Origin of the sequence: Streptomyces sp. NBC_00647 (assembly GCF_045207245.1) — a bacterium.
Lineage (GTDB): Bacteria > Actinomycetota > Actinomycetes > Streptomycetales > Streptomycetaceae > Streptomyces.
The window spans coordinates 73,197-85,167 of sequence record NZ_CP109040.1 but is presented as its reverse complement, the minus strand read 5'-3'; the positions used below and the strand labels follow the sequence as shown (position 1 = coordinate 85,167).

Here is an 11,971-nt window from a genome sequence, read left to right as displayed (position 1 = left end):
GAGGCGAGGCCGGCCGCAGCGGCGACCAGGACGAGCGCGATGGCCTCTCCAGCGTGCTTCGGTTACCCCTCCGGCGGCGCTCAAGGCTGCCGAATGCGCCAGCGGGCTGCAGCCTCTATCGCAGTGCGTTGTTCGGGCTTCTCTTGCGATGCGGTGCCATGCGGTACGAACTCGACGTTGAGGTGGGCGTCGAGCGCGGCTGCCAGGCGTCGCAGAAGAGGCACGGTGGGAGTGGTGCCACCCCCTTCGATGCGGGAGATCGCCGGTTGCTTCATCCCGGCCCGCACGGCGAGCTGGGGCCTGGCTGAGCCCGAGCTGTGTCCGCCGGTCGTAGACCATTTGAGCGAGGTCGTCCCCGTGCAACGGTCTCCTGGTGGCTGGCTGACGCGGAACGCGAGACCATCCCCGCACGTGTGGGGATGACCCCGCCAGCGGCGCCGGAGCGGGGCTGCTTGCCGTGCGGGCGGGGGAGGGTCCCCGGGACGCGCCTTGCGTCCCGAGAGACTAAATTGATCAGGCCTGTTCCCTGTTGCTTTCGCCGAGTGCTGTGCGTAGCCAATCGAGCGAGTCTGTTTCGAGCACCGCTTCGGCGAGTGCATGGGCGGTTTTCGTCGTGAGGCGGCTGCGGCTGTTGTCGATCCAGCGCTGCGCGTTCTGATATCCCTGGGCCTTGTACTCGACGCCTTGGATCAGGCATTCCAGCTTGTCGGCGTCCCGCGCGCAGACCGATTCCGGGGATTCCTTGGCCTCGTATTCGTCGATCAGCTCGCGTACCGCCTGAGCCAGAATTTCGGGCATCTGGGCGACCTGGTCGGCAGTGACGTGGCGGGGGTCGGCCTGCGGCGCGTATTTCCTGCCCAGGTAGTTCACGTCCCCGGTACGGGTTTCCTGCGAGTCGTGCCATACCGCGAGGAATGCCGCCCTGGCTGGGTCAGCGCCTTCCAGCTTGGCGATGATCGTCGCGATGAGGGCGGTGCGCCACGAGTGATCGGCGACCGACTCCGGTTCTTTGACCCCGGCCATCCACCATCCGGTGCGTGCGGTGTTCTTCAGCGTCCCCGCCTCGTACAGGAAGCGGGCCACCGCGGTCAGGTCCTCGGACACCGTCAGGCTCCTCTCACGCCTCGGCGAGGCGGATCGCGTACCGGATGCTCTCCAACTCCCGCCGTCCGCGCGGAGAGAGTCCCCCGCTATCCAACATGATCGATAGCCTCTCGCGCAGCGCGCGGGACGCTGCACCCGAGCGGAGCAGGCCGGGCCGGGCTTGGAGGAGGGCCCAGATGCTGTGGACATTGAGTTCCACATAGCCATGTTCGGGCGAGATCCCGTCGACGAGATGTTTCAGAAGCTTGTCGCCTGTCCACGGCCCGAGAGAGCGGTCGGCGATGAAGGCGTCGGTGAGCTCGACTTGCCTCACCTCACCGACCCAATAGCCGAAGTAGTTGAGGTTGGCAGCTTCTCCGGCATCGTCGTCCACCAGCGCGGTGTCGATGAAGTGAGACAGGCGATCGACATCGCCCTGTCGGGCGGCAATGGCTGCCACGCTGCGGGCGTTCAGCCAGCCGGTAAGCCAATCGGCCGGCCGCTCTCTGCGCTGCTGGTGAACGAGCCACTCCTCCGTGTCCGTCTCCCGGTCGTATCCGCACAGGTAGAGGGCTTGACGACGCAGGAGGAACTGGTCAGTACCGCGCGCCTGCTCTGCAGCACGCCGCATCTGAGCGAAGAAGCCCTGCCGCTCAGCCGATGACAGTTCGGGCCCGGATGGAGTCGGTCCGCGGCGAGGACGGGATGGCGCGGGCAGGTTGCGCACTGGTTGTGGCGGGACGCCGTTGAGCGGCCACACCAGCACTTCGGCGAACTCGCGTTGCATCACCATCGCACCGAGCAAACTCTCCTCGACCTGGGAACCTTCTTCGAGGACGCCAGAGAGGAGCACATCTGCTTCCAAGGCGCGCTCCAGCACTTGTAAGAGAGCGGACGCGGTACCCATCTGCATCAACCGACGACGGTGGACGAGCATCTGTCCGACAGGCACCGCAGTAAGCGGACGCCGCCCGGTTTCCCACCCAGCGATCGTGTTCAGGCTCACCTTCAGGCGCTCGGCGACTTCCTCCTGCGTGAAGCCTTGCTGCTCCCGTATCACGCGCCAGACATGACCGCTGATGACGCCGAAGCGGCCGCGTGAAGTCATACCCGTACTACCGGTCAGGGTTTGTCGAGGGTTCGGCCGCATGGGAGATCCAATCGGGGCAGTTTTCAGCAAGCCACCTGTACTCGCGGTCACTTCAGCAGCTGCGACGGCTTTTCTAGCGTATTCGCCATCACCGTGAGCCTAATAGGGAGGTAGTAACTCATGGGCTTATTTCATGTTCACCAGCCGACCGTGCCAATCCGCCTCCGACCGGTGCTGCAACCCGCCACTGAGGTTGAGATGACAACGACAGCCGTACGGATGCCTCGGACGGTCCCTAATCGCGACGAGGACGTCATGGGACTGACCTTTGAGATTGCTCCTCGCCGTGGCGGCACCCCGCCCTCAGACAAGGACGCCTGCAGGGTCGGTGCCGTACGGCGGATCGCGGCCGCGCGACTTCGGTACTGCGGGCTTGAGGCGATGACGGACCACGTCGCGCTGATCATCTCGGAGCTGCTGACCAACGCGTTGCTGCACAGCGGAACGAAGGAGATCAGCCTGACCATCGCTGTCCGCGACGGCTTCCTTCGGATTGCCGTCCGGGACGGCATGGCTGGTTGCGCCGACCACGGTGAGGTCGATGAGGGTGCCGAGTCGGGGCGCGGCCTCGCTCTCGTCGATGCCTTGGTGAAGGAGAGCGGCGGTGCATGGGGGACCGGCGACGCAGGAGCGGTCACCTGGTGCCGTCTCACCGTTCCGGCCAAGGAGAGGGTGTGATGACCGCCCCCACTGTTCCGGGGCGAACCAGGGCCGTACCTGTGTGGACGCCGCCGTTGAGCCCTGAAGCTTTGGAATCAGTTCTGAGCAAGGTTCATGGGTGGCAGCCGTTCGACGGTGAATCGCTCCTTGACGATGTCGGCGCGGTTCTGGACGTCGTCGTCCCGGCCGAGGAAGCCCTCGAAGACAACTGCCAGCGGCTTCGCGGCCACCTGATGCAACTCGTCACTATCGCCATCGCCGCGGAGGCTGACCAGAAGGATCCGGAAGTGGAACAACTGATCGAGCGGGCCCGTCGGTTACGCGCCGAGGCGGTGCCTGGCGACTACCTCCAGGCCGTGGGGCACCTGCGCCGGATGGCCTGGGCCGTCGACGAACTCCACGAACGCCTCGGCGCGATCAAGTGTCTACGGGAGGCGGCCTGATGCTGGGACCCCTGCTTTCGTACAGCCCGCCCGCCCCGTCGAGAAGGACGCATCGCTCCATGCCTTCCACCTCAGTCGGACCGGCCGTAGTCCCGTACGTCATCCAGCGGGTGGGGGAGGAGGCGGCGCCCGACAACCTGGTCATCAGGCGCAGCGCGCCGGGCCGAAGTAGGCTCCACTACCTCGACGAAGATCCCCGGGATCGTGATCCTCGCGGTGTGCTGTTCGCGCGGGTCGGCTGGAATCCGCTGGGTGTGGACGGGATGCCGACCGGGGAGCCGCAGTGGAAGTTCATGCACCCGCACCGGCAGATGATGACCATGCAGACTCTCCGGTGCCAGGTATGCACCCAGCCCGCCCGGACGAAGGCCGGCTTCATCTTCCTTGCGGGGCCCAGGGACGAGGACCCCACCCGGACGGAGATCCTGACGAACCAGCCCCCGGTGTGCGCCCGGCACGTCCGCACCGTTGCGGCGCTGTGCCCGCACATGGAGAAGCAGCCGATGGTGTTCCTCGCCCGGAGCGCACCCCTGTACGGCGTGAGCGGAGTCCTCTACGGCCGCCTCGCCCGCGGGGGACTGCACGTCGTTGCCCGGCCGGACATCGCCGTGCCCTACGGGAACCCCGACCTGGCCACGTTCCTGGCCTCGCAGATGGTCCGCCGGCTCTCGAGCTTCCGCGTCCTGGAGTTCGGCGAGCTGCTTGAGGAACTCGCGACGGCCGCATAGGCCCCTGTCCGGTGGCCCGGAAGACCGTCCGTGCCCGGGCCATCGGGCGGGCCGTACGCCCAGCGCAGGGAGTTGCCGGCCGATCCCCTACGGCCCGGCTCTCCCTTCCCGCGCTGGTGCTCACCCCCTTCGCCGCTCTTCCCCCAGGGCGGCGAAGAGGGCCCAACGCTCCTGTATCTGACCGTCAACAACACGGAGGAACCATGACCAACCTCGGACTGCCCACTGTTCCCGCGCAGAAGCGCAGGGACCTCGGCGGAGGTGTCGGATACGCATTCAACGGCCAGCACTTCGACGCTCCGGCGGATACTGACGTCGACTCCGTCGCCAAGACGCTGACCGCACCGCTGTCCGTGATCGTGCAGGTCACCAAGCGGTGCGACTTCGACTGCTCGTTCTGCTCCGAGACCCTGCCCTTCGTTCGTATCGGATGGTGAGGCGGCGGCAGCGGAGGAGCCGAGCGATCGACCGTTCGATCTTCAGCGGTGCCGACCCAGGCGTTCGCCGGACGCGAGTCCACAGATCGCCAAGGATCTGCAGGTCAGCGTCCGGCTCGGTGCAGAGACAGCGGCGGAAATGGATCGAGGGCGCTCCGCAGGCGTTTCGCGGAATCGGCGTCCTCCGCGGTTCAGCAGTTCCGTCCGGGACAGGCCGGATAGCCGGGAGGCGCGCGTTCTGGAGAGGGGGACGGAGGAAGAGCCGCTTCACCGACAGGGCCTGCACGACGATGAGGTCGGCGGCGGTCACGGCATCGGCGGCTGCCAGGCGGTCTCCTCCGCCGGTCAGGTGTCTGGGTTGCGGGGGCGGCCTGCTGAACGTGCCGCTCACCATCTGACAATCGCCCTTTCGGGGTGACGATCCAACGGTGTCCGAACCAGCCAGGTCCGGCGTCTGCAGCCGACTACTTTCCCAGGCCCGATCGGAGTTGATCGATGCAAGGGTCAAGAGCCCGCGGAACTGGCATAGTTGATGCCATGGGGGATTTTGTGGAGTTCACCTTCGACGACGGCCAGGCAGTGCTGTTGGAGGTCTTTCCCAGCCCGCTGGGAGACTCTGCGGGGAGTGGCGCTGCACCAGGATCTGCGCCGCTTGTACCCGTCGCGGGTGACGGAAACGGACGGGTGGCGCGGGCTGCTCGTGGCGCACTGCGGCAAGTGCTGCAGCCGTTGGTCCCGGTCCTGCAGTCCGTGCACGACACGGTGTCGGCGATGGACAGACGGCCCCAACAACTCACCGTGGACCTCGGTGTCAAGGTCGGCAACGATCTGACGCTCGGAATCGTCGCGAACAAGGGCGAGGCGAGTCTCACGGTGTCAGCGACCTGGAATCTCGAAACTCCTGCGCCGACGGAGTAGTCGTGCACCGGCAACACGACGACGCGGACGCGCGTATCCGCCGGGCCTGGGTCACTGTGCACACCCGTGACGTGATCGGGACGGGTCTTGGCGCGGGAGTGGTCGTCGCCGACGGATTCTTGATCACCTGTGCCCACGTGATCAACGCGGCTCTCGACCGAGACATGCTGGCGCCCGACGAGCCGACCGCGACGGAGATGCTTCGGGTGGGGGTGTCGCTGCCGTGCCTGGGGGATGAGCATCACCCGGTGGAACTGGTCAGGTGGCTGGCCCCCAGGGTTGCGGGCGGACAGTGGTGGGAGGGCGACCTCGCCCTGCTGAGGGTCGATCTGCGGGACTCTGCCGTCAGCCCGGTACCCGTCCGGGAAACAACCGGCCGATGGATGTCGACCTGGTACGCCCATGGTGCCCCGCGCTCGCTCGTGGACGTCTACGTGCAGGCACGCATGGGCCCGTGGTACATCCTGGACCCTGGGCACGCCCCGCTGGAGATCGAGCCGGGGCACAGCGGAGCGCCCCTGTGGGACCGTGAACGCGGCTGTGTGACGGGTCTGGTGGTGTCCACCGAACCTGACCGTCCCCGCTCGTACGCCATCAGGGCGTCCGAGATGATGCAACTGCTCGTAGCGGCCGGCGTGCCGCTGGCCGTGAGGGGGCTGTCCGACCCTAAAAGACGCGCCCGGTGCCGTGAAGTGGCGGATGCTCTGGACGGACTCCCCGACCGGAAACTGGTGCGATGCACCAGCCGTGTGACCGACGCTCTTGGCATGTCCTGGACTCCGGACACTGCTGAGGAACTCGTCGAAGCGGCCTTGAGCCACCCCCGAGGCATGCCAGTCCTCCTCAGCGCCCTCACCGCGTTCGAGGATGTGAGCCGTAGGGTCCGGGAGGCCGCAGCGAAACTCGGGTCGGTGCGCCTGCTCACTCCGGATGAGTACCACGAACTCGCAGAACTCCTGGGCGCGGCCGCCTACCCGGAGGTCCGCGCGGCGGCCCAACGGGCCGTGCCGCACCTTGCCTTCGCCGAGGCCGGACCTCAGGGTATTGAGGCGCTGGTCGAGGATTTGGAGGACCGCGCGAGCGAACCCGGTCTGGTGCCACCGCTGATCCAGGTGGTCGAGGAGGTGGCCGCGCACCGCGGGGACGGCGGAGACACGCTGCGGGACTGGTCGCAGAACCTCGTCGCACGCCTGGGTGTCAGCCCGGACGCGATGGCACAATGCCGCTGGTCCGCCAGATCCCGTGCCGCCGCCCGGACGGTGCAGCCCGTGCTGCGAGTGTGGCTGTGGCCGCAGCCCGCAGCCGACGTCTTCCACTACGACATCCGCCTTTACGACGACGACACGCGCGGGGAGCCAATGCGGACCTGGACCGACGAGGACGTCCTGCGCGACGGCGATGAGCTGTGTGCCGCGCTCTCCGAGGCCGTCGACGATCTCGACCAGTACGAGGAGTCGGCAGGCGTCGAGTTCCTGCTGGAGGAAGGCTTCTTCGGCCTGGCGGTGGACCGATTGCCGACCCACGCCGGGCCTCTGGGGACACGGGCCATCGGGCTGGACAGGACAGTGGTCGTTCGCGGCCAGAACGCCCCCCGCCGGGGGGACTGGAAGGCACGCTGGGAACACGGACACAGCACGGTGGCCGAACCCTACGTACTGCACGAACTGGACACGGCGAACGGCACCTTGTCGGCACAGAAGAAGATCGCCTGTGTCATCGCCTGCTGTCCGCCCGACCAGCGCGACGGCACCTTGGCCCTGTGCCGCTGGCTGGGGGTCCCCGTGGTCCTGTGGCATCGGGCTGCCCACGGCCCGGACACAGCTGAGACCTTGCGGGCCTTCGTCCGCGACGACTGGCAGCACAGCCTGCGCGAAGAGGTCAGACAGCGGCGTGCCGAAGCCCTGCACGACACCGCGCACATAGGCGCCCACCTGGCCCTGTTGTGGGAGAACCCGAACTGGGCACCGCCCCGCAGGCGGCTGGCCAGCCCGCCCAGGCGCAATGGAGGCGCTGCGTGAACGACGGACGTCCTCAGGAACGGCTCTTCCGCGGGGGCGGCGGCACGTACGACGACTCCGTGCCGCTGCCCGAGCCTCCGCCGTGGCGACGACCGCGACAGGAAGGCGAGGCTCAGCGCCCACGACCGTATTTGATCGGCGACACAGAGGTCGAAGTGGTCAACGCCGCGTTGCGGCTGCGGCGCCCCCTTCTGGTCACCGGTGCTCCGGGCACCGGCAAGTCGTCGCTCGCGCACGCCGTGGCGGCGGAACTCGGTCTTGGACCGGTCCTGGTCTGGCCGGTGAACACCCGCGCCACGCTCACGGACGCGCTCTACCGCTATGACGCTATCGGCCGGTTGCGTGAGCAGCGAGACGGCAAGGACGACATCGGCAGCTTCGTGCGGCTGGGGCCTTTGGGAACCGCGCTGGCAACCCGGAACAACGGGCGGCCGCGGCTGCTGCTGATCGACGAACTCGACAAGAGCGACCTGGACCTGCCCAACGACCTGTTGTTCGTGCTGGAGGAGGGCGAGTTCACCATTCCCGAACTGGCGCGGCTACCCGATGAACAGGCCGAGGTCGCCGTCAACGTGCAGGGGTCGCAGGAGAAGGTGCGGGTGCGCCAGGGCACCGTCCGCTGCCAGGACTTCCCCTTCGTCGTGATCACCAGCAACGGCGAACGAGAGTTCCCCGCAGCCTTCCTCCGCCGCTGTATCCGACTGGAACTGCCTGAGCCGGCTGCCGACCAGCTCGAAGGCATCGTGCGAGCGCACTTCGCCCACGACCTGCCGCAGCTTGAAACACAGTGGCCGCGAGTGCAGGAACTCATCCAGACCTTCACCGACCGGCGCAGCCTTGGCGGGCTCGCCACCGACCAACTGCTGCATGCCATCCACCTGCTGAGGCAGGGCGTCCACCCCGAAGTGGAGCACCTCAGAGAGGCGGTGCTGCGTGAGCTCAGGAGCAGCGGAGTCCGGTGACCCGGACGAGCTGTGGGCCGCTCGCCTGCACGCCGCACTGCGCGGCGTCGGAACGGAGCTTTCACCCAGGGAGCTGAGCGACGCGCTGTGGCTGGCTCTGCACACGCCGCCGGGGCGAACCGCCGAGGCTGGGGCTGAGCCGTATGCACCCGCCCGGCCTGCGGCGACCTCCGGCCTCGCTGCACGGCCCGATCCCTCGGAACGAAACGCCGCTGAGCCTACCCCGAGCGAGCCCCCTCGTCCGGTCTACACCTTCATACGGACGCGGGACGGCGGTGCTCCCGGTACGCCGCTGCGCATTCCAGGTGTGCGGGGCCTGCGTCATCCGCTGGGCCTCGTACGGGGGTTGCGCGCACTCAAGCGACAAGTGCCCTCCCTGCACCGGCACGAGCTCGACGAGGGCGCTACCGCCGAGGCCATCGCCGACAGCGGTGTTCTCGATGCTGTTCTGCAACCAGCCCGGGACCGCTGGCTCCACCTCGTCCTCGCCGTGGATGAGGGGCCCTCCATGCGAGTGTGGCGCGATACGGTCGGCGAACTGCAGAGCGCGCTCACGGGCTCGGGCATCTTCCGCTCTGTACGCGCAGGCCCGCTCGACGCGGCGGCGGCTCTCGTGGTCGCAGGCCGCACCGTCGTCCTGGCCGTGACGGACGGTGTCGCCGATCACTGGTACACGGGTTCTGCCCGCAGGCGGCTGGCCGTCCTGGCCCGCAGGGCACCGACGGCCGTGCTCCATCTGTTTCCCCCGCGTCTGTGGAACGGCACCGGTCTGGCCGCCGAACCAGCGATCGTCCGCACCACGGGCCCGGCGCCGCCCAACACCCTGCTTACCGCTCACGATCCCTGGCTCACCACCTCATCGCGTCCTCGGCCCGGCCTGCCCGTCCCCGTGCTCGCGCTGGAGGAGCTGAGCCTGCGCCCCTGGGCCGATCTGATCGCCTCGCACGGAGGCGTGGCGACGTTGCGGGTCATCGACGCGCTCGCTCCTGGAAATCCCCGCCCCTTCGATGACGAGACCGGCGATCTGGCCACCGAGGAGCCGGACACGGCCGCTGATCGCGTGAGCATGTTCCGGGCATCGGCCTCCCGCAACGCCTACGAGCTGGCCGGTCACCTGGCGGCCGTTGATCCGCTGACGCTTCCCGTCATGCGGCTCGTCCAGGCAGCAGCCCTGCCCGACAGCCATCCCGTCTGTCTGGCCGAGGTCATGCTGAGCGGTCTCATGCATGTCGACGAGCCGCTCGTCGGCCACGACGTCTTTGCCTTCCCACCAGAGGTACGCAGCCGCCTTCGCGCGGTGGTGAGAGCAGGCGCGGCCCAGCGCACCGTCGACGCGGTGAGCGACTTCATCACCCCGCGCCTGGGCCGGACACCGGACTTTCCCGCGGTCATCGCGGACCGGACAGGAACGCTGAGCCTGCCACGAGAGGGGGAGCCGCTCGCGGAATGGACGTCTGCAGGCGCACCGCGTGGCGAGGGCAGCTACCCGGGACCGCAGCTGGGGAGAGCGCCGCTGCTGCCAGGCACGCACAACCTGCCCGACCGCCGTACGGTTCGATGGCATCCTGCCCTCCATCGCGATGTGACCTGGGTGGACGAGACATTGGCGGGCCGGGGCCGACACCGGGCGGCTGCACTCTGCGGGCCCGCAGGGTCGGACAAGACGACCGTCGCGCTGGACTATGCCTACCGCCGCCTAAAGGAGTACACCCTGGTGTGGTGGGTCGACGCACGCGAGCCGGACGGTGTGGAGAGCGGCATCGCGAGCATCGCCCACGCCCTGCTCACGGAGCCCGCCCCCGACTCAGCCCGCATCCACCCCACCGAGAGAGCCCTGCAGTGGCTCGAGTCCCACCCGGGCTGGCTGCTCGTCCTCGACCACGTCACCGACGCGGTGAAAGTGACAGAACTCGCCGACCGTATCGGTGCGTACGGGCATCTCCTGATGACCGTACGCACCCACGAGTCCCCGTGGGACCAGTTCCCGGCACGAGACCTGACGCCCGCCTACCGCGACCGACACGATCTCCTCACCGGCCTCCGGAACGCGCCCACGATCGACGCACAGCTGTCCGACCTGCTGTGCGTCGATCCGCAGACGAACGACGATCCTCATCACACGCACCTGCGCTCCCCCCAGGATGAGCCTCAAGCCGACCGTAAAGGCCTGGCCGTACTCTTTTGTTCCCTCAACGGCCTGGAGAGCATCAACGACCGGTTCGGCCGGAGCGCAGGCGACATCGTTCTTGTCGAGGTCGCCCGTCGGCTGTGCGACACCGTACGAGACGACGACACCGTCGCCCGTGTCGGCGGCGACGAGTTTTTGGTCCTCGTGGGCCAGTTGGACCCAGCCGAAGCGCAGAACCTTGCCGCACGTCTACGCAACGAGATCATCGCGCCGATCGGAGTTGATGGACGAGCAGTCAGCATCGGGGCCGACATCGGCGTCGGCTGGGCGCAGTGCGGCATATCGGCGCAACGCGTCATTGATGTCGCACGGGACAAGAGCCGCCCACGCGGGCGGGGCCTGGGAGTACTGGTTCGCCTGACCGATGCCCTCAGTACGCTGTCGTGCCTGGAGGATGTCCAGGGGCGGGCCATCTTCGCGCTTCTGCTCGCGGAGCAGCTGGGCCGCCCGATCAACCTGCACGGCGCCGAATTACGTAGGGACGTCGTGATCATGGCGCGAGCCGCCTTAAACGCGGCCGGCGGGGCCGACACGCTGATTGACGTCGTGCGGGTATTCGAGGGAGAGGCCGCGAGCTGGGAGATACGGCGGCTGTTCGATGAAGCCGGTGCCGAATCGCCACGCGCCGCGTCGCAGGCCGGGGCAACCGAGCCACGGGATACCCGGATCTCGCTCGCGCTGATGCAAGCGCTGACCGATGCCCTGTGCGAGCTGGACTGCATGCAGGACGCGCCGGGGCGCGGGCAGTTCGCCGCGGTGCTGGCGGACTTGCTCGGCCGGCGAATCGAGCTGCGGGGGAGCAAGCAGCGTGAGGACGCCGCCACTCTGGTGCGTGCCGCGTTGGACACGGTGGGCGGGGAGCACGCCCTGGCCGACGCTGCGCGGATTCTGGAGGGTACCCAGGCCGGCGATGAGGTGGCGCGTCGAATGACGGCCGCTTCCGACTCCCCGGTGCCCAGGGTGCTGTCTGCCGGGGAAGAAGGCAAAGGCCGGGCTCTCCTGCGCGCCGTCACGGCCGACCTGTCCGTCTCCAGCTTGCGCGAGGCACTCGTCCACGACTTGAACGGCCTTCGTCTGCCTGCCGGCCTCTCGCTGGAACAGTTGTTCGCGTACACCCTGGAACTGACCGCGCAGTCCGACGGGCTGCCGCCCGCTGTCCTGCTCGTCGAGCGCGCGTCGCGGCTCACGTCATCGCCGACGCACCGCTCCGCCCTGGCCGCATGCGCCGAGATATGGGCCGCGGACATGGGCTTGTCCGGCGCCCTGCGCCGCCGCAGGGCGGCGGCAGGCGCCTGACCGTCCGCGGCTCGGGCGGGGATTCCCGCACGGCGATCCGGCCTGGCGGAGCACGTTCGATGTCGGCAACAAGCCTGTTCACCCACTG

11 protein-coding genes are annotated in these 11,971 nt (G+C 68.2%); 8 read left to right on the top strand and 3 right to left on the bottom strand.

Annotation, left to right across the window (positions count from 1 at the left end; all coding sequences use genetic code 11):
• Positions 1-80 precede the first annotated feature (80 nt).
• The 3 genes from OG788_RS00345 to OG788_RS00335 all read right to left on the bottom strand — a co-directional run bounded on the left by OG788_RS00345 (position 81) and on the right by OG788_RS00335 (position 2,191).
• On the bottom strand, positions 81-275 hold the full coding sequence (locus OG788_RS00345) for a helix-turn-helix domain-containing protein (RefSeq protein ID WP_406368297.1): 195 nt from the start codon (positions 273-275) through the stop codon (positions 81-83).
• A gap of 238 nt (positions 276-513) precedes the next feature.
• Entirely contained in the window at positions 514-1,104 is a 591-nt protein-coding gene (locus OG788_RS00340; protein ID WP_406368295.1) for an HD family hydrolase, read from the bottom strand.
• A gap of 13 nt (positions 1,105-1,117) precedes the next feature.
• Positions 1,118-2,191, bottom strand: a complete 1,074-nt coding sequence (locus tag OG788_RS00335; protein ID WP_406368293.1) for a helix-turn-helix transcriptional regulator — start codon at positions 2,189-2,191, stop codon at positions 1,118-1,120.
• Between the two features lie 162 nt (positions 2,192-2,353).
• On the opposite strand from OG788_RS00335, the gene OG788_RS00330 reads away from it, so the two are divergent.
• From OG788_RS00330 to OG788_RS00295, 8 genes are all read left to right on the top strand, one after another.
• Positions 2,354-2,911, top strand: a complete 558-nt coding sequence (locus tag OG788_RS00330; protein WP_406368291.1) for an ATP-binding protein — start codon at positions 2,354-2,356, stop codon at positions 2,909-2,911.
• A complete protein-coding gene (locus tag OG788_RS00325; protein ID WP_406368289.1) occupies positions 2,911-3,336 on the top strand; it encodes a DUF6415 family natural product biosynthesis protein in 426 nt (141 codons plus the stop codon). Before OG788_RS00330 ends, OG788_RS00325 begins: the two co-directional genes overlap by 1 nt.
• 59 nt (positions 3,337-3,395) lie before the next feature.
• Entirely contained in the window at positions 3,396-4,064 is a 669-nt protein-coding gene (locus tag OG788_RS00320; protein ID WP_406368287.1) for a hypothetical protein, read from the top strand.
• 203 nt (positions 4,065-4,267) lie between these two features.
• Entirely contained in the window at positions 4,268-4,501 is a 234-nt protein-coding gene (locus tag OG788_RS00315) for a hypothetical protein (RefSeq protein WP_406368285.1), read from the top strand.
• Positions 4,502-4,996: 495 nt separating this feature from the next.
• The gene (locus tag OG788_RS00310; RefSeq protein WP_406368283.1) at positions 4,997-5,419 is read left to right on the top strand and encodes a CU044_2847 family protein; all 423 of its coding nucleotides are present in this window, start codon (positions 4,997-4,999) and stop codon (positions 5,417-5,419) included.
• Positions 5,420-5,421: 2 nt separating this feature from the next.
• Positions 5,422-7,437, top strand: a complete 2,016-nt coding sequence (locus OG788_RS00305; protein ID WP_406368281.1) for a trypsin-like peptidase domain-containing protein — start codon at positions 5,422-5,424, stop codon at positions 7,435-7,437.
• A complete protein-coding gene (locus OG788_RS00300) occupies positions 7,434-8,399 on the top strand; it encodes an AAA family ATPase (protein WP_406368279.1) in 966 nt (321 codons plus the stop codon). The genes OG788_RS00305 and OG788_RS00300 overlap by 4 nt, the downstream gene beginning before the upstream one ends.
• On the top strand, positions 8,371-11,883 hold the full coding sequence (locus tag OG788_RS00295) for an SAV_2336 N-terminal domain-related protein (RefSeq protein ID WP_406368277.1): 3,513 nt from the start codon (positions 8,371-8,373) through the stop codon (positions 11,881-11,883). The genes OG788_RS00300 and OG788_RS00295 overlap by 29 nt, the downstream gene beginning before the upstream one ends.
• Positions 11,884-11,971 lie beyond the last annotated feature (88 nt).